20 protein-coding genes are annotated in these 17,715 nt (G+C 29.0%); 1 reads left to right on the plus strand and 19 read right to left on the minus strand.

From position 1 onward, the window contains the following. Positions 1-102: 102 nt before the first annotated feature. The 14 genes from K8354_RS16185 to K8354_RS16250 all read right to left on the minus strand — a co-directional run bounded on the left by K8354_RS16185 (position 103) and on the right by K8354_RS16250 (position 10,960). A complete protein-coding gene (locus tag K8354_RS16185; RefSeq protein ID WP_223443029.1) occupies positions 103-933 on the minus strand; it encodes a hypothetical protein in 831 nt (276 codons plus the stop codon). A gap of 632 nt (positions 934-1,565) precedes the next feature. After that, the gene (locus tag K8354_RS16190; protein ID WP_223447714.1) at positions 1,566-1,979 is read right to left on the minus strand and encodes a DUF2750 domain-containing protein; all 414 of its coding nucleotides are present in this window, start codon (positions 1,977-1,979) and stop codon (positions 1,566-1,568) included. Between the two features lie 218 nt (positions 1,980-2,197). Further along, positions 2,198-2,725 carry an RnfABCDGE type electron transport complex subunit D gene (locus K8354_RS16195; RefSeq protein ID WP_223443031.1) on the minus strand — a complete coding sequence of 176 codons (528 nt, stop codon included), beginning with the start codon at positions 2,723-2,725 and terminating at the stop codon, positions 2,198-2,200. A 155-nt stretch (positions 2,726-2,880) separates the two neighbouring features. Further along, a complete protein-coding gene (locus K8354_RS16200; protein ID WP_223443036.1) occupies positions 2,881-3,396 on the minus strand; it encodes a hypothetical protein in 516 nt (171 codons plus the stop codon). 160 nt (positions 3,397-3,556) lie between these two features. Next, positions 3,557-4,072: an STM3941 family protein gene (locus K8354_RS16205; RefSeq protein ID WP_223443039.1), complete on the minus strand. Its 516-nt coding sequence runs from the start codon at positions 4,070-4,072 to the stop codon at positions 3,557-3,559. Positions 4,073-4,358: 286 nt separating this feature from the next. Further along, complete coding sequence (locus tag K8354_RS16210; protein ID WP_223443042.1) at positions 4,359-4,787, minus strand: hypothetical protein; 429 nt, start codon at positions 4,785-4,787, stop codon at positions 4,359-4,361. Between the two features lie 86 nt (positions 4,788-4,873). Next, a complete protein-coding gene (locus K8354_RS16215) occupies positions 4,874-5,290 on the minus strand; it encodes a hypothetical protein (RefSeq protein WP_223443045.1) in 417 nt (138 codons plus the stop codon). A gap of 170 nt (positions 5,291-5,460) precedes the next feature. Beyond that, a complete protein-coding gene (locus K8354_RS16220) occupies positions 5,461-5,976 on the minus strand; it encodes an STM3941 family protein (RefSeq protein WP_223443039.1) in 516 nt (171 codons plus the stop codon). Between the two features lie 143 nt (positions 5,977-6,119). Further along, positions 6,120-6,419, minus strand: a complete 300-nt coding sequence (locus tag K8354_RS16225; RefSeq protein ID WP_223443046.1) for a hypothetical protein — start codon at positions 6,417-6,419, stop codon at positions 6,120-6,122. 372 nt (positions 6,420-6,791) lie between these two features. Next, a complete protein-coding gene (locus tag K8354_RS16230; RefSeq protein ID WP_223443048.1) occupies positions 6,792-7,406 on the minus strand; it encodes a hypothetical protein in 615 nt (204 codons plus the stop codon). 127 nt (positions 7,407-7,533) lie between these two features. After that, complete coding sequence (locus tag K8354_RS16235) at positions 7,534-9,030, minus strand: IS1182 family transposase (protein ID WP_223443050.1); 1,497 nt, start codon at positions 9,028-9,030, stop codon at positions 7,534-7,536. Between the two features lie 221 nt (positions 9,031-9,251). After that, the gene (locus K8354_RS16240) at positions 9,252-9,728 is read right to left on the minus strand and encodes an SRPBCC family protein (protein ID WP_223443052.1); all 477 of its coding nucleotides are present in this window, start codon (positions 9,726-9,728) and stop codon (positions 9,252-9,254) included. A 366-nt stretch (positions 9,729-10,094) separates the two neighbouring features. After that, entirely contained in the window at positions 10,095-10,319 is a 225-nt protein-coding gene (locus K8354_RS16245; protein WP_223443054.1) for a hypothetical protein, read from the minus strand. Positions 10,320-10,423: 104 nt separating this feature from the next. Beyond that, positions 10,424-10,960: a hypothetical protein gene (locus K8354_RS16250; RefSeq protein WP_223443056.1), complete on the minus strand. Its 537-nt coding sequence runs from the start codon at positions 10,958-10,960 to the stop codon at positions 10,424-10,426. 224 nt (positions 10,961-11,184) lie between these two features. Here K8354_RS16250 and K8354_RS16255 point away from each other — a divergent pair, with 224 nt between their 5' ends. After that, the gene (locus tag K8354_RS16255) at positions 11,185-11,427 is read left to right on the plus strand and encodes a hypothetical protein (RefSeq protein ID WP_223443059.1); all 243 of its coding nucleotides are present in this window, start codon (positions 11,185-11,187) and stop codon (positions 11,425-11,427) included. A gap of 400 nt (positions 11,428-11,827) precedes the next feature. Here K8354_RS16255 and K8354_RS16260 read toward each other — a convergent pair whose 3' ends face one another. The 5 genes from K8354_RS16260 to K8354_RS16280 form a co-directional block, all read right to left on the minus strand. Beyond that, positions 11,828-12,343 (minus strand): hypothetical protein, encoded by a 516-nt coding sequence (locus K8354_RS16260; RefSeq protein WP_223443036.1) that lies wholly within the window; start codon positions 12,341-12,343, stop codon positions 11,828-11,830. Positions 12,344-13,142: 799 nt separating this feature from the next. After that, positions 13,143-13,835: a DUF6843 domain-containing protein gene (locus K8354_RS16265; protein ID WP_223443062.1), complete on the minus strand. Its 693-nt coding sequence runs from the start codon at positions 13,833-13,835 to the stop codon at positions 13,143-13,145. Between the two features lie 163 nt (positions 13,836-13,998). Then, complete coding sequence (locus tag K8354_RS16270) at positions 13,999-14,529, minus strand: hypothetical protein (RefSeq protein WP_068359808.1); 531 nt, start codon at positions 14,527-14,529, stop codon at positions 13,999-14,001. A gap of 247 nt (positions 14,530-14,776) precedes the next feature. Next, positions 14,777-16,177: a hypothetical protein gene (locus K8354_RS16275; RefSeq protein ID WP_223443065.1), complete on the minus strand. Its 1,401-nt coding sequence runs from the start codon at positions 16,175-16,177 to the stop codon at positions 14,777-14,779. A gap of 347 nt (positions 16,178-16,524) precedes the next feature. Next, entirely contained in the window at positions 16,525-16,962 is a 438-nt protein-coding gene (locus K8354_RS16280; RefSeq protein ID WP_223443023.1) for a toxin-antitoxin system YwqK family antitoxin, read from the minus strand. Between the last annotated feature and the right edge of the window lie 753 nt (positions 16,963-17,715).

Raw genomic sequence — 17,715 nt, forward strand, 5'->3', positions numbered from 1 at the left:
TACAATTTTACCGTTATTTTTCTTTTAACCGTCAAATTGTAAATTTGGCGGACTTTGTTAATATGTACCAACTTTGGGTTCGGCACTTAACCCTTATTATTTTTATACATTGTTAGCCACTGGCTTTTCTATTCGGTCATTATTTATAGCACAAACAATCGCTTGATTCATTGTGTTATACAATTCTGTTGAAAGTTCATTATATTTTTTATTCGTTTCTTCATTCTCAAATCCCATATCATTCCAAGAGCCCATTCCGCCAAAAACAAAAGCCTTACTTGCGGATAAAAGTAACTGACGATTTTGTAAGTCATAATTCTTTATACTTATTAAATCGTTGTGATAAAAGTCGACTTCTGGTTTTTCTGAATTCAAGGTTTCTTTGGCTTTCTCAAATATATTTCCCCAATTTTCAGTTGTTTCTTTAAACGCAAAATCTGTTATTTTTTCAAGAATGCTATTTAGTTCGTTACGTGTCGTTTTTAAGTCAAATTGTTGATTTCGAGTTGGCTGTTTTTCGACTGCTTTCCCATATGTCACTTGCCAAGGTTTTTCAGTCAAATTTTTGTCGTGATTCCAATTACCAATCCAAAAATCAGAGTGGTTTGGATATACAGTTTCTATAAACCAATTTCCACCTCCGCCAACAAATCCGGCCAATTGATGGTCGTTTTCCTTTTCAGTTTGATGAAATAGACGAAGTTTAGTGCAACCATTTTTTTTAAGATTTCCAAACCAATCTAATGGATTTTTTGCTGTGATTATTTCCTTCTTTGCTGTGAAAAAATTCTTTTTCTTAATTTCTCTAAAATCTACAAAATCGCAAAATTGAAAAGACGAGTTTTCAGGATAAAATTCAGTCAGTTTTCCGTTTCTCAAAAATTCATTTCCAAAAGCGGTAATTGTGATAATTTGTACTAAAGTTCCTGTCATTCTCGATTTTTTCAGCTTGTGGCTAACGTGTTTGTGTTATGGAAAGTTGCGGTTTTGTGTGCGAGGAATTTCCAACGGAAATTCAGAAGTACGCAAAATTGCAACTAACTTTGATTAAGCACTAAAGTAGCAATTTTTTATACACGGTGTTGCAAGTAGTATTTTTTTTTCAGTTTTTAATTCCGATTTATTTGTTTTCAAGCTTTTTAAAATTCCGCATTTGAGTGATTTTTTTTAGCATTCAGATTTCCCGTATTTTGCTAAATTCCGCAAACTTGCTAATTCCGATTTCGAGTAAGAATTCCGTAATCTTGGTTTCCGACTTTGAGTGAATTCACACGTTTAAAATTCCACAAACAAGCTAAAATTCCGAAATGAATTTTTGAATAGCGAGAGACTGTTCAGTACTTTTAAAATTCCATTTTTTCCACTTTAAAACTCAAGAGTTTCGAACCGAAAATTATTCGATTTTGAGTGGTTTCCGCTATTACTTGCAACGGTCCGCGCATAACATAAGTGGCGACTTAAAATGCGCAATCTTTTCGGTTAAACTTTAAGTTTCTAAAAATACCAAAATTTTCGTTTCAATCACAAATCTCGCCATTTTTGTTATGCGCTGTTACCTGTAGGCTTTATTCGTTCATTACAGATTTCGTTTGTCTTTCCAAATCTTCAATTCCATTATATTTCTTAAAATCTAAATTTTTTTCAAGCGTTTTCAATTCAGTAATTAATTCGATTATCAAGTCTAAAGGTTCAGATTCAAATCCGAACATATTTTGGTCGAATTGAGTTCCGATTAAAAGTCCATCATTTTCCATTCCGACACAAAAGTTTTCCATAAATTCAGACAACTTAATTTCAACAACTTGATATTTTTTCCAACCATCTTTTATGCAAGATTTCGCTCTAACTTTTTCCGCCCAAAAACAAATCATTCCAATTGGATTTCCATCTTCATCATCATAATGTACAGAAGTTGAAGTTGCATATCCTTTTTTATTTTTTAAAGCGTAAACTATTTCAGATTCGCAAACAGTTTTCACGAAGTTCAAATGTCTATTTTTTACTGTAATATGGTTTTGTATCATCGTTGTTTTAGCTTACAGGTAACGTTGTTGTGTAATGAATGTTGCGTTTTTGTGAACGAGGAATTTCCGTAGGAAATTCATAAGTTTGCAAAGAAGCAACAAGTTTTAGTTTAACCAAATATAGCAATATTTAATACACGGTGTTACCACACGTTTTTTTTTCCGCCGTTTAATTAATTCAATTTTTTATTTTCTAAAATATCAAATCCGAAAAGTCCATTCCGAGTTTCAAATTCAACATTTTTGTATAAATTCATTTTCTCAAAATATTCGTTTTTGAATACCAATTCTTTGCTTTTCCCCTTATAAACTATTATAAATACTGGTTGTTCTTTATCTGTTCTACCTTTAGTTGTTCCACGAATTGTAGTTCGTCCAATAATTTCATAATTTTCAGTTTTTACTTCTTTTCCAGCAAAATAAAAATTTGTCAGCATAAAGATTGAGCAAGCAATAAATCCAAATCCAATTATGTAATGCATCCAAGAATATAAATATAATTCAAATCCGCTATATTCATAAGTCCGCTTGTAATTTTTAAAATCCGCTAAAAAACTCAAAATTCCGACTATTGTAATTATTGATGCAGGAATTTTCCAGTTAATAAATGTATTTCGATAAATTTCTATCTGAAAATACATTAATATTATTCCAATGAAGAAAATTAATGTATAAAATATCTTTCGTTGTTTTTTCGTCATTTTTGGTCAATGTGTGGTAACGTGTTTGTGTTATGAAAAGTTGCGTATTTGACAACGAGGAATTTCCAACGGAAATTCTGAAGTTGGCAAAAAAGCAACAACTTTTGGTGAAGCTAAAAATAGCAATTTTTTATACACGGTGTTGGCAACAGGCTTTATAAATCAATTTTTTCAAAATAATTATTCAATAATTCATTTTTTTCACTTATTGATTTCAGTGTTTTGTCTAAAATGTAAATTATAACTATAGCTATTAAATTTATTTGAATAAAATTATTTATATCTTGACTTATACTCAAGTCAAATTCACTTGCAATTCCTAAGTTAAAGGTCAAATTATTTTCAGTCCAATTATAACCCAACATAAAATTTCCTCCAGAGGTAAACATATAGGTTATTCCATTAAAGGAAATTCCTATTATTTGTATAAATTGAATAATCCAAGAATGAGAAATTCCTTTTTCAGTTTTTTTGAAAAGTATTATTCCAGCAAAGATTGAATACGAATAAAATAATATTGTTATTAAAAAAATAATAACGCTGTAAGAATTCATTTGAAAACCTTGGAGAAGAAACCAAACTATTAAACCTATTCCTGTTATTCCTCCTATAATCTCTAAAATTCCAATTCCTTTCAGTATGTTTCTTTTCTTCCTAATTTCTTCTTCCAAATCTTTTCTCATATACGTATTTTTTTGCTTGTTGCCAACTTGTTTGTGTATTGAAAGTTGCGTTTTAAATGAACGGCTATTTTCCGAAGGAAAATAGAAGTTTATAAAAAAGCAACTACTTTTAATTAAGCACTAATCTAGCAATTTTTAATACACGTTGTTACCCAAAGTTATTGTTTCGTTCAAATTCATTCATAATTAGTTTTTCCAATTTCTTAAAACTACAATTTAGATTTGTTGTCGTTAATGTAATTGGTGAACCATAATCTTTCAAATTCTTTCTCATAAGTTTCGATTGAAGAGAATTTTTCGCTTTTTTGATATATTTTTCAGAGTTTTCCAAGTCAACTAATATAAATTTGATAGACATTATTTCAATAATTCTGATGTCAATAATATCTTCCCATTCAATTAATCCAATACTATTAGAGTTAGTATAGTCGGTTATTCCTTTTGAATCAATAATTAATCCAGAATTTTTTTCAAATAATTTTTTTATTCCAATTATTAAAGTGAAACCAAAAAAAATTATGGCTAAGATTCCTAAAATCTGATTAGATTCAGATTCTTTTTCAGAAACTACCATCCATATTCCTAAAGCTACAAACCCAATTGAACCAAGAATATTTAATAATACTTTCTTTTTACTTATTGAAATTTCAATTTTTTTATTCATTTAAAAACATTTTCTTGGATTTGTAAATTTTGGGTAACGTGCTAAGTATATGGTAAGCAAGGGTTAGAATAACTTACTATTTCGGGCATTGAAAAAATAAATAAATATTAACTAATTTAAAAAAGCAACCTGTACCCCTTGTTTATTATATACTATGTTGTGTACAGTACTATTCAGATGCCAAATGATGTTTCAGACGAATTTAAGGAATATTGTAAAGAAAATAACATTACTTTAAAAAAAAACGGACGTGTTATGGTTTTTCCTCCGATGTTTATGGGGGCAACTAGTAATTCAAGCCATGATTCTTTAAATGACTAAATACATTTAAAGAATAAGAATTAATTTCATGTTGAATATTTATATTATTTATTTTTAATTCTTTGGATTTATTTTCAAAAAAATATTTTTCGTGATTTGAAAATGCTTTTTTTACAAAATCTAGTATTCCAGAAGTAGATGTTTTATCATGTATTGGTTTAAGATTGGCTCTTAACTCAGATTCATAAACAAAAACTTTATTATTATTAGTTTTGTTGGTAATCAGTGTTCTTGACCTTAATCCGTAATCAAAAACTTTATTTTCGTTATATTCTTTTTTGGAATATATTTCTGATTCACAAAAAGTATTAGTAATTAATTCGGTCGAGTTTTCTAATTGACTTAGGCTAAATTCAAATTCTAAAATTTTAAATTGCTTGTTAAGTATTTCCATAGTACTATTTTATATTATGAGTTGGTTAAAAAAAATAGATTTCGAAAGTCCAAAATTCAGATTTTACACAAGTTTAGTTGCTTTAATTATTTCAATAATAGCGTTAGTATCGACACTATTAGAGCAATAATAGCTAAGTAAAATCCCCACTTTCCATATTCAAAACTTTCGATTGTTCCCTTTCGGATTATTTCTTCTTGAACTTCTTTTCGTATATTTTTAATTTCATTATTATCCTCTTTTTTATTCTGTTTTTTAAGATATTGTAACCAACCTCCCTTTTCTAATACTTCTTCTCCAAAACTATTTATATGACAAACTTCTCCATTAAGAGTAATCAATCCTTTACTTTTCATGTATTCAGAAAGTAGTTCAGTTTGCATATCCCAACTTTCAATTTTTACACCTTCTTCATTTATGAAATCGGATTCATACATTCTTTTAGAATCACTTTCATTTAGTAATTTTAAATTTATATCAGTAAGTATATTGTATCTTTTCATTCAATTTAAGTCTACCACCCACTATGTTATAGTTTGTATTGTACACAACTTGTTTGTGTATTGAAAGTTGCGTTTTAAATGAACGGCTATTTTCCGAAGGAAAATAGAAGTTTATAAAAAAGCAACTACTTTTAATTAAGCACTAATCTAGCAATTTTTAATACACGTTGTTACCCAAAGTTATTGTTTCGTTCAAATTCATTCATAATTAGTTTTTCCAATTTCTTAAAACTACAATTTAGATTTGTTGTCGTTAATGTAATTGGTGAACCATAATCTTTCAAATTCTTTCTCATAAGTTTCGATTGAAGAGAATTTTTCGCTTTTTTGATATATTTTTCAGAGTTTTCCAAGTCAACTAATATAAATTTGATAGACATTATTTCAATAATTCTGATGTCAATAATATCTTCCCATTCAATTAATCCAATACTATTAGAGTTAGTATAGTCGGTTATTCCTTTTGAATCAATAATTAATCCAGAATTTTTTTCAAATAATTTTTTTATTCCAATTATTAAAGTGAAACCAAAAAAAATTATGGCTAAGATTCCTAAAATCTGATTAGATTCAGATTCTTTTTCAGAAACTACCATCCATATTCCTAAAGCTACAAACCCAATTGAACCAAGAATATTTAATAATACTTTCTTTTTACTTATTGAAATTTCAATTTTTTTATTCATTTAAAAACATTTTCTTGGATTTGTAAATTTTGGGTAACGTTGTTGTACAAGATTAGTTGCGTTGGTTAAGCAATATATTTACTAAATAATTACTGACAAAGAAAATCCGCGAGGATTTTCGTAAGTGAGCAAAAAGCAAGCAATTAATTTTGTACGGTGTTAGCAACTGTTTTATTCTCGATTATTTGACGTCTATTTATAATAAATAAGATTCCAAACTGCCATAATCCAATTGCAATGAATAAAGGATAAATCTCTAAACCAGATAAAACCTCCTTATATGTCGCAATAATTCCGATAATAACTCCAAGAATATAATCTATGGGTTTGAATCTTAATTTCGCATTTAGTTGAATAATTATTAAAGAAAGTAATCCTCCAAATCCACCAAGAGTTCTACTTCTAAACTCTAATAAGATTTCAGAGTTTTTAGTTGCGTACATAAGTGTTAAATAGAATGATATACATAGACATACTACAAGTAATAGCCCAGTTTTTTCCTTTAATGCCTTTTTCAAGGCAATTGCAATTCCAATTCCGAAGAATAATCCAGGAAAGTATAGCATTAAGATAAACAGTCCATCGTTCGTTTTTTCTCCGATAAACGTCAACAATAGATATAGGACTGTGACAATTCCGCCTATAATTAGAGTTCTATATTTATGTTTTAAATTCAAAGTTGGTCGTTTTTTTTTGTAATTGTTGCTAACGTGTTTGTACAGGATTAGTTGCTGTGTTTAAGCAATAAAGTTAATAAATAATTACTCACAAAGAAAATCCGCGAGGATTTTCGTAAGTAAGCAAAAAGCAAGCAATTAATTTTGTACGGTGTTGGCAATAGTTATTTCTTTTTTAAATTTCTGAATTTCATTATAATCTTCAATATTTAGAATTTCCAAAAGCTTTAACCAACTAATAATTCCTTTTTTGTAATAATAAATAAAAATTTCATTAAAAAATTCAATTTTTTCAGATTCAGTTTGTAAAAAATTACATTTTATTTTCTCTCCATTTTTCAGTATTAATGAAAACTGATTATTAAGTCCGTTTGATAAATGAGGAGAAAATTCCAACATTGAATTAACAAACGTTCCTTTAATGTCGTAAGCATTAAATTCAATCTTATTTATCTGTTCAATTTTATATTCTTTATTTCCAATTTGTATTCGGTCTTTCCAAAAAGTTAGTTTTCCAGAATATTTCCCTATTTCTCTTTCATATCTAAAAAAAGTGCTTATCATAAGTCCGATAATATAGATTGTTCCAAATATTAAAATTCCCGTTTCCCAACCCTCAAAATTAAATTCGTACGTTGCTTTTAAAAAGTAAATTAGAAATATTACAATTGTCCAAGAAATTGCAACAATATTTTCAGGGGAAATATGAATTCCTTTTTTCTTTTCGAATATTTTCAGACTTCTCGGATTCATTTTTAATTATTGCCAACGGCAGTCTGTCTCAAAAATACCCAAAATTATCAATTTTAAGAGTTCTTAAATGTATTTTTTGAAAACTAATTGAGATTTTTGCTCTTTTACTCAAATACGTTTTAAGACTTTAAATTTTTATTATAACAGCATTATATGGCTTTAATATGCTAAAAATACCCGATAATAAAGCCTCTATTACCTTTTTAAAGTTATCCGATAAGTCCTTAAAACTGACTATATTCATAATTCGTTTTAGATTATAAACTAAAGCTATCAATCCAAAGTCTGCACTAGCTCTTATAATACCTTTTTTGGTCATGATGTGATCAAAACCCCAACCACGCTTTATCGTTCCATAGGGGTGTTCTACCAAAGCCTGTCTTTTTTTATAAAGGTTTCCACTTTCTTTTATACGTTTGGCATTGTTTTCTATATGCTCTGTATATTGACTACGTTGAATAACCTTTCCGTTAGCTTTTGAAGTAGTGCATTGCTCTCTAACTGGACAGCTTTTACAAGTTTTGGTTTTGTATTGTTTAAAGGTGTAATTTCTACCTTTATAATGTGATCCATTGCTTTTTAAAGTATGACCTTCTGGACAAGTATAAGTATCTTCTTCTTTGTTGTAAACAAAATATTCTGCATTATAATCTGGATTTGGCGCTTGACTTTTTCTGCCTATTGCTGGAATCGCTACTAGAGTCTTTATACCAAGTTGATCTGCTGTGTGGAATTCGCTTCCTGTATGGTAACCTTTATCATAGAGCGCAGTAAACTCATTAGATTTTAAAATATCTTTAGCTCGCTTGAGCATATCACCCATGGCTTTTTTGTCATTCTTATTGGTGATTTTATAGTCAATTAGTAACTTGTGTTCTGCATCTACTGTAGTTTGGGCAGTATAGCATACTTCTGTTATTGATCCTCTTACAATTTGATGTTTACTTTCTGGGTCACTGGTTGAAATTTGAGGATTCTCTGTAGTTTTGTCTTTTTCTAGTTCTTTTTGAAGAGCCTCATATTTCTGGCGTTGATTCTTATGCTTATTAATTTGCTTTTCTATTTCTTCTTTCTTATCACCATCAGCTTTGGAAAGATCTGCATTATGCTCTTCTAACTTCTTGTCGATATAATCCAAATGACGTTTTATCTTCTTTTTATTGTAGTTGTTTTTCTTGCTATTCTGTGCTCTGAGCTTCGTGCTATCACCAGCTATCAAAACACCGCCAATTAAATTAAAGTTCTTGGCCAACTCAACACTAAATCTAAATACACGTTTTATAGCTTTAGGATTATCTTTTCTAAAGCGGGCAATGGTATTGTGGTCTGGTTTTAAGGTTTTCATTAACCATATAACCTCAATATTACGTCGACATTCCTTTTCTAACACTCTAGAACTTCTCATCCGGTTCATATAACCATAGATATAAAGTTTCAGTAAATCTGCGGGATTATAAGGCGGTCTGCCTTTAGATGCTAGAACATTAAACCCCATTTCTTCTAGGTTTAATGAATCGACAAACTGATCTATTAGACGTACAGTATTATCTTCTGGTACCATATCGTCTATGCAAGTTTTAAAAAGTACAGTTTGTCCTCTGAGTTCTCCTTGTAAATATTCCATGTATAAATATACTGAATATCAATTATTTAATCGAATATTTAGACACTTTTTTTAAGGTGAATTAGGTGCTTTTTGAGACAGTCTGACGGTCTCGTATAACCGTCAGTTACGGGTTAATATGCGTTTATTTTCGGTTTAGAACTGGCGTTAGCAATTCCGAGTGGATTCGGACGTAGTCGAATCCGCCGTAATTGCGGTTATACATTGTTGTACACAGTACTTTATTCATTTATAATTTCTTTCCATTTTTCAGACTCCGCAAACTCTTTTACAATTCGGTTTCTTTCAATTAGTAATTCGGTCATATACTTTTTCAGAAAGAGCTTGTCAGCTAACTTTCCTAAAATTCCAAAAGGCGATTTGTAGTCAAAAAAGTCAGTCATCAAGGTTCCGCCATTCGATTCCGAAAAGTGATGTTCGTGCTTAAATTTCGCAAACGCTCCTTTAACCATTTCGTCCGCAAAGTAATTCGGTCTGTCATATTCCGTTATTTTGGAAGTCAGTTTTTGATAGATTCCAAAGTGTTTAGCTCTCCAAGTTACACTTTCATTCATTCCAATTAATCCGCTTGTTTTTCCAGCGATTGCTTCTTCATTAGTTTGTTCAGTCGATATTTTGTGCAAATCGATACTTCGCGACAAGTCAAACACGATATTTCTGTCGGCTTTTATTTCAGTTTGAAGTTCGATTCTCGGCATTTTTGGGGTATTGTGTACAACGTGCTAAGTATATGGTAAGCAAGGGTTAGAATAACTTACTATTTCGGGCATTGAAAAAATAAATAAATATTAATTAATTTAAAAAAGCAACTTGTACCCCTTGTTTATTATATACTATGTTGTGTACAGTACTTATGGATGCAGATAATTCAAACAACCGTACAAATAAATTTAAGTATTTTTCCCAATCCCAATGTTTAGATGAAAGATTAAAGCAAATTAATTCTTTTAACTTTCCTTTTATTACAGAGTTTTATTCAGATCAAAATTTAGATGAATTAAAAGAAGCTGTAAATAAACTTAAAAAAGATTGTGATATATATTTAAGTTTCCTTGAAAATTCATTTAACTCCAAGTAGTTGTTAACTTTAATTTTTTTTTAGGTTTAGTTATATTAATACATTTCAGTTCAATTATATTTTCATCTGGATTAACAATAATAATTTCTTTAACTAGATATTCTTGTTCTTTCCATTTTATTTTATTTTCAACCTTTGTTTTGTGTTCTAAAACTACATTAAAATGTTTTTCAGGTTTTCGTTTATTTCTTACTGTTATTACATATTCCATATTACTATTTTATATTATGAATTGGTTTAAATCTGAAAATTTTTGTAAAGAAGTAAATGAATGGTCTAAAACTATATTTGCTTTTATAGGATTATATATTGTATTTAGGAAAATAGCATTTTTCCTAATTCGATTAATATTTCCACAACTATAATAAAAACTCCAAGAATCCATCCATATTCTTTTAGTATATTTATATGCTTTAGTTTTAATTCTAATTTTCTTATTTTATCGTTTTGCTCTCTAATATTTTTCTTGTATTCAAATTCGTCTATTTGAAATTTCTCAATTTTTTCAATTCTTTCTTTCTTTTTAATTTGCTTTATATTATTCTGTTTTTTTAATTCTATTTCTATTTCGATATTTTTAAAATACTGTTTAAATCCTCCATTATTTTTAAAAATTATACATTTAGTTCCGATAGGTATCAATGTAGTATTTCTAATATTCACCTCTGCTAATTTTAATTCCTCGAATATTAGCATTAACTTTCTGAAATACTCCTCCTTTTCGTGAGTTTCAGAAAAACCAAATACATTTCCACTTTGGTACTCTTGAAAATTATTTATATCCACTATTGCACTATATTCCGAAAGTTCGTTTAGTATTATATTTAAATCGTCTATCTCTTTATCTGTCATTTATTAAGTTTCGGTCTACCGCCCTCTATGTTATAGTTTGTATTGTACACAACGTTCTTGTATATAATTAGTTGCGTGAATTTAATATTAACTTTAAAAATAAGCAATATAAAAGAGGAACGCAATAAGTTTCCAAAGTGGAAACAACTAGCAATTAATTATATACGGTGTTGTGTGGCGTTTTTATTCGTTACTCAATATTCTTTTCCTGCGTAAAGAGAATTATGTCAGTTGCCATTAAAAATAAACAATTACCAGAAAGTCCAGAGTTAAAAGGTGAAATATCTATTGATGAAATAGAGAAATGTATTAAAAAAACAAACCCAAGTTTAAATCAGTCAGATGTATTAAATTTAGTTCATAGCATATCAGCTATAATAGGATATAAAGACAATTTTTGGGATGAAGTATTTAAAAAACGTTTGCAAAATCTTTATTCAAATCGTCCGTTGCATTTAATAGACTAAGTTTTGAATAAATCATTTGATTGTCGGTCGTAATTACGAGTGTTGCGTTTTCAGAATTTATTTTCTGAATAAAGTCAGAATACCAAGCGTGAATTTTAAACGAAATGGTTTTTCTGACAAAATCGAAAAGTTCTTTATTATTTAGTATGTCATGAGTATAGTATTCAAACGTACCTTTTTTTAGAATTACATTGTTTATTAATAAATCGTGGTTTATTTCCATGTTTCAATTTTAAATGAGTAACGTGTCTTAAATGACACACAACGTGTTTGTGTTATGAAAAGTTGCGTATTTGACAACGAGGAATTTCCAACGGAAATTCTGAAGTTGGCAAAAAAGCAACAACTTTTGGTGAAGCTAAAAATAGCAATTTTTTATACACGGTGTTGGCAACAGGCTTTATAAATCAATTTTTTCAAAATAATTATTCAATAATTCATTTTTTTCACTTATTGATTTCAGTGTTTTGTCTAAAATGTAAATTATAACTATAGCTATTAAATTTATTTGAATAAAATTATTTATATCTTGACTTATACTCAAGTCAAATTCACTTGCAATTCCTAAGTTAAAGGTCAAATTATTTTCAGTCCAATTATAACCCAACATAAAATTTCCTCCAGAGGTAAACATATAGGTTATTCCATTAAAGGAAATTCCTATTATTTGTATAAATTGAATAATCCAAGAATGAGAAATTCCTTTTTCAGTTTTTTTGAAAAGTATTATTCCAGCAAAGATTGAATACGAATAAAATAATATTGTTATTAAAAAAATAATAACGCTGTAAGAATTCATTTGAAAACCTTGGAGAAGAAACCAAACTATTAAACCTATTCCTGTTATTCCTCCTATAATCTCTAAAATTCCAATTCCTTTCAGTATGTTTCTTTTCTTCCTAATTTCTTCTTCCAAATCTTTTCTCATATACGTATTTTTTTGCTTGTTGCCAACGCTTGTGTATAAGAATAGTGCGTTTTTGTGTCCGAGGATTTTCCGTAGGAAAATCAGAGTGACCAAATGCGCACTAACCTTTTGATTAAGGAATAAATTTAAGCATTATTTCTTATACTTTGTTGGCAACTGGCTTTTTTCCGTTTGCTATTTTCTTGATTATTATTCCACTAATAAAAGTCGAGATTATTGTTAAAAATAAAATCATTCTATAATTCACATTATTTTGATGATATTTTAAAATTCCGTCATTGATTATAGGATTCGTTATTGTTATTTTTATAAACTGACTTTCGAGAAAGCAATAAAGACAGTAAAAAGTCGGAATTAAAATCAGATAGATTAGATTTAGTCCGATTATTTTTTTCAGAGAGCTAACCTTTCGAGATGTGAAATAAAATCCGATTGGCATTAAAATCAGAATGAAAGCAATGTCCGTTTCAAAAAGTCGAAAGTCCTTTCCTCCATAAAATCCGAGTTTGTAATCCGCCAAATATTTTACCGTTCTGCGAGTCAAAATCCGATAATCTAATTCATATCGCATTCCGAAAATAAAAGTCAGAATTACAATAAGAATTAATAAAATTAGTTTTCGTTTTCCTTTCAGCATTTCGTTTTTTTAGCTTGTTGCCAACGTGTTTGTATATGGTTTGTTGCGTGGTTTAAGCACTAAAGTTAGCAAATAAAAACCGAATAGAAAATCCGCGAGGATTTTCGTAAGTAGGCTAGAATTAGCAATAAATTATATACGTTGTTGTGGCTAGTTTTTATTTTTACACTTTTCCACTAAACTATCTGTTATTCTTTCTAATTTTCTAGAACTCTTAAAATCATTCCATTTTTCCAAACTATCTTTTGAACTTATTAAAAATTCTCTGTATGAGTAATTAATTCCGCCATTTGGATTTGGATTATATTTTGTTCCACCACCACTTAACCAAATTCCTTCAACACTTTCGTCAGGTTTATTTTCTGAATCGTCAAAGTACATATAATTCGCACGAGTTGGTATTTCTGTCTTTTTTCCTTTTTTGTCAATTTTAAAATATCGATTATTTATATATCCGCTTTTTAAATTTCCTTTATAGAGTAAAATTCCGTTTTCTGGAATTCGCAATTGTTCTCGGTTATCAATAATTTCAATTTCTTCTCCACAAGGCATTTCAGATATTACAATTGCTTTTCCTTTAAAGTTTTCAGGGAATATTAAATCAAGTTTTTGAGCTGTAGCTGTTCCAATTGTTCCCATTAAATAGAAAAACAAATTCATAAATGGATACCAAAGAATTATTGGCATTAAAATCCAAATTAATTTTGTTTTAATAGGTTTTTGAGAAAGTAATAATATTATAATTCCTATTACAAAAAGAGGTATTCCAAAAATCAGCCAATAAGGATTTAATGAAATTAGAAAAGACAAAATAATAATTACAATTCCAATTTTTCCTTTCATATTCAGGGTTTCGTTAAATTAGCCACAACGTGTTTATATATGGTTTGTTGCGTGTTTATGCAACCAAGTTAATAAATAATTACTGACATAGAAAATCCGCGAGGATTTTCGTAAGTAAGCAAAAAGCCAGCAATAAATTATATATGTTGTTGGCTGTAGTTTTTTAATATGTTCTTATAACTTCGTCATATGTTCTACACCAATTTATAATTTTTCCTTTGTCATTAAATTCAATATGATAAGTCTCGTATAAATATTTATTCGTTATATGAATATTCACAAAAATGCGTTCAGTTCCGTTTATTTCTTTGTGTGGTGCTGTTATCTGTAATTTTGGATAAGTTCCGTTTCCATTCCTTTTGATTTTGAATTTCTTTTTGTCCAAATTCGAGAAATCAAGTTCAAATCTATCGGAATCAATATTTAATTGAGTTTCTAAATAAGATTCCAATTCTTTAAATTGAGTTTTACTTTTCCAACTTATTCCCAAACAGATTGGATTGTAAAATCCCGTTCTTGGTGGATGAAAATCCATAACATATGGATAAACTTTTATTTTCTTTTTTGAAGGAAAAGAATCAATTATTGTTGATTGATAAAAGTCAAACGCAATTTGTTCATAAAATGGAAATTCGGTTTGCGAGATTCCAATTCCGCAATTGAGTAAGAAAGTCAGAAGTATTGCTTTTTTCAAATCACTTTATTTAGTATTCAATTCCAATTTAATTCAGTTTGCTTTTATAGAAAAGTCTTAATTAGTAAACACTATATTTCGTTTAGTTAACGGACTTTTAAATTACAGCCAACGGTTTGGCTATGCGTAGTGCGGGATTAAAAAGCACTTCACTTTCAGCCAGTTGTTATGTGTTTTAATATTCATTTACTTTCAATTTAGCACCAAAACCCGCATTACGTATAGCCGTTGTTGTGTGCCGTATTTTTTAATGTTTTGATTTAAATCCGTTCGAGAAACTTCCTGAATTATTTTCTCCTTTATAGTTTATCTGAACGCTGTATGATTTTCCCTTTTCTAACTTTTCTGTCTTTACCGTGAATAAGTTTATTCCTTTTTTAGACTTTGTTTTTAATGAACCGATTACTTCATCATTTTCATAATCCTTGATTTCAATTTCAACGTCTAATTGGTCTAAAAAGTAAATTTCTAATTCTACTTTCTTGTCTGAAATACTGTAAATATCTCTAATGTTGGTTTCGTCCGTTATGTATGTTCTTTCCCGTTTTGTCCCTTTTTCTATTCCCTTAATTTTTGAATAGGTAATTATCCCTTGTACGTTTCCAAACTCCACAAACGGCATTGGAAAAAACGGAAGAATAAAATATCGGTAAGGGTCAGGTGTTGCTTGAACAATTTTTTCATAGGTAAATCCATTGATTGTGTCTTTACTTACTCCTTGAAGAAAAAAAACCTTTTGTCCGTTTTGCTCAATAAGTTTGAGTTCTGTTGAGTATTCCTTAAATGGAATAAACTGATTACCATAATAGTAACCACTATCGGAAACATGCATTAAAAATTCTTCTGGTCCATCTTTTGAACCGCTTAGATAGTTGTAGCCATCAATCTCCATTTTAAGAGACTTATTACCGTCAATTATTGTATCTCCAATGTACCTGACGTTTTTAAATTGTTTGTCTTGGTATTCAGCCAACCCTGTTGAGTCGTTGTACCATTTTCTTCGATAAAACAATTGGATTTCATCTCCTGGTTGAATGTCAAATCGATTGCTGGTTTGAAAATCGTATTTAATTCCTTCTGAAATGTCATTGTAATTGTCTCCGTAAAGCTGTTTTGTATAAAACTGTCCATTACTTGAAACCGCTAATGTTTTCAATTCAGGAATAATTACAGCATAAATTTCTGAATTGTCAGTAGTGTAATACTTTCTTGGTGTTTTGTCGGTTGCTATTAAGCTATCTCTTGGGTAACTCCTTCTTGTGTCGATATATTCGAGTGAAGTTTTTACTAGGTTTCCGAAAAGTGTAGCTGTTTGTTCTTCCGTTTTGTTGTAGTCAATATTGTGAACCGTTTCAAAGTTTTTATTGAGAAGTTTATAATTACCGTTATCAAAGGATTCGAAATAGATTTCGGTTTTTTCAACGTCAGAATAGTCAACAAAGTCTTCCATTTTGATTTTTAAGAAATGTCTATTTTCTATCAGTGTGTCTTTTAAGTCTGTTCTTACTTGCAGTCCGATAAACTCATTCTTTTGGTCAAAGTAGGTTGCTCGAACATAGATTTTCGATTCAGCCATTTCTTTTCTGCTCTCTTGTCCAAAGCTGATTTGAGTTAGAAAAAGTAAAGTCTGAAGTATTATTATTCTCATTAATCGGGTTTCTTTATATGGCACACAACGTGGTTGTGTATTGAAAGTTGCGGTTTTGTGAACGAGGAATTTCCAGCGGAAATTCAGAAGTTTGCAAAAGAGCAATAAGTTTTAGTTTATGCTAAATATAGCAATTTACCATACACGGTGTTGTAAAATGCGGGTTTAAATTTCCTATTTATTTTTTCAGTCTGATTAATTTTCTTTTTTTGTAATAATTTTTGTTTCCAATTTTTTGGTTTTCTAAATTGCTAATTTGAGTAAATATTCCACAAATAAAATAATTCCGAAAGTTGCTCAATTCCGTAATTTTGGTTCTTCAGAGTTTGAGTTATGGAGTTAATTATTCAATCTTCTACACCTTCTTTACAATCTTCAATCGTTAACTTTCCTTCTTTAGAGTAATGGTACCAGATTCCAACTCTGATGCCTTTTTTAAAGTTTCCCTTGTTCATTAATTTTCCGTTTCCGTAATAATAAACCCACAAGCCTTCGTATAAATCATTTTCTATATTCCCTTTCATTAAAATTTGTCCACTTTCATAAAAACCAATAAACATTGTTGACTTGACATTTTTAAAGTAAGAAATGGTATTCAAGTTCCCGTTTGGGTAAAATTGGGTTTTTAAACCATACATTTTATCTGTTTTATTATATAGAATTTCTCTTATGTCTCCATTTGTATAATAACTGATTTTTTCTTTAATATTATTATCACTACAAGATGAAGAAAAAAATATTAAAGATATTATTAATATTAAATTAATAATTTTTATTCCCCTCATATTTGCTTGAATTTTTTTTAGGTTTAATTTCCTCTTTTGGACTAATTCTCAATTTTTTCTAACTTTAAAAGCAAAAAGTATATTTAAAGAACTTTCGTTTTAGATTAACTTTTCCGCTAGTTTTTTACAACGTTGTTGTATAAAAATAGTTGCGGTTTTGTCAACGAGGAATTTCCAACGGAAATTCAGAAGTTGGCAAAAATGCAACTGCCTTTGATTAAGGACTAATTTAGCAATTTTTTTTATACGGTGTTGTAATTAGTTGCGAAACATTTGAGTAAGCACAATTTAATTCCTTTTTCAACTTTTTCTCATTTGAGTAAATTCCTAAATTTTAATTTTAAAAGACAGTTTTCTAAAAAAAAAGCTGGGAAATTTCGCTTTTTGGGATTTTGCTAAATTCAAACATTTTAATTCCGCCAAGATTTTTCATTCCGCAATTTTGGAATTCCGTTTCAACATTTTTTCATAAGTAGAAATTCCGAAAAACTGCTAAATTCCGCATTTTTAAAAACCTTTAATTAGCGAGAGAGTGTTCCGCAAATTTCGCAATTTCTCGAACTTTAGAAACTTATAAATTCAGTATTTAACTAATTTTTATTGAGATTATGGATTTTCCTGAGCAATTAATTACAACGTTGTTGTATAAAAATAGTTGCGGTTTTGTCAACGAGGAATTTCCAACGGAAATTCAGAAGTTGGCAAAAATGCAACTGCCTTTGATTAAGGACTAATTTAGCAATTTTTTTTATA

Origin of the sequence: Polaribacter litorisediminis (assembly GCF_019968605.1) — a bacterium.
GTDB lineage: Bacteria > Bacteroidota > Bacteroidia > Flavobacteriales > Flavobacteriaceae > Polaribacter > Polaribacter litorisediminis.

Coding starts and splice junctions, on each gene's coding strand:
- K8354_RS16185 (WP_223443029.1), bottom strand. CDS start 933: ATGACAGGAACTTTAGTACAAATTATCACAATTACCGCTTTTGGAAAT.
- K8354_RS16195 (WP_223443031.1), bottom strand. CDS start 2,725: ATGACGAAAAAACAACGAAAGATATTTTATACATTAATTTTCTTCATT.
- K8354_RS16205 (WP_223443039.1), bottom strand. CDS start 4,072: ATGAATAAAAAAATTGAAATTTCAATAAGTAAAAAGAAAGTATTATTA.
- K8354_RS16210 (WP_223443042.1), bottom strand. CDS start 4,787: ATGGAAATACTTAACAAGCAATTTAAAATTTTAGAATTTGAATTTAGC.
- K8354_RS16215 (WP_223443045.1), bottom strand. CDS start 5,290: ATGAAAAGATACAATATACTTACTGATATAAATTTAAAATTACTAAAT.
- K8354_RS16220 (WP_223443039.1), bottom strand. CDS start 5,976: ATGAATAAAAAAATTGAAATTTCAATAAGTAAAAAGAAAGTATTATTA.
- K8354_RS16225 (WP_223443046.1), bottom strand. CDS start 6,419: ATGTACGCAACTAAAAACTCTGAAATCTTATTAGAGTTTAGAAGTAGA.
- K8354_RS16230 (WP_223443048.1), bottom strand. CDS start 7,406: ATGAATCCGAGAAGTCTGAAAATATTCGAAAAGAAAAAAGGAATTCAT.
- K8354_RS16235 (WP_223443050.1), bottom strand. CDS start 9,030: ATGGAATATTTACAAGGAGAACTCAGAGGACAAACTGTACTTTTTAAA.
- K8354_RS16240 (WP_223443052.1), bottom strand. CDS start 9,728: ATGCCGAGAATCGAACTTCAAACTGAAATAAAAGCCGACAGAAATATC.
- K8354_RS16245 (WP_223443054.1), bottom strand. CDS start 10,319: ATGGAATATGTAATAACAGTAAGAAATAAACGAAAACCTGAAAAACAT.
- K8354_RS16250 (WP_223443056.1), bottom strand. CDS start 10,960: ATGACAGATAAAGAGATAGACGATTTAAATATAATACTAAACGAACTT.
- K8354_RS16255 (WP_223443059.1), top strand. CDS start 11,185: ATGTCAGTTGCCATTAAAAATAAACAATTACCAGAAAGTCCAGAGTTA.
- K8354_RS16265 (WP_223443062.1), bottom strand. CDS start 13,835: ATGAAAGGAAAAATTGGAATTGTAATTATTATTTTGTCTTTTCTAATT.
- K8354_RS16275 (WP_223443065.1), bottom strand. CDS start 16,177: ATGAGAATAATAATACTTCAGACTTTACTTTTTCTAACTCAAATCAGC.
- K8354_RS16280 (WP_223443023.1), bottom strand. CDS start 16,962: ATGAGGGGAATAAAAATTATTAATTTAATATTAATAATATCTTTAATA.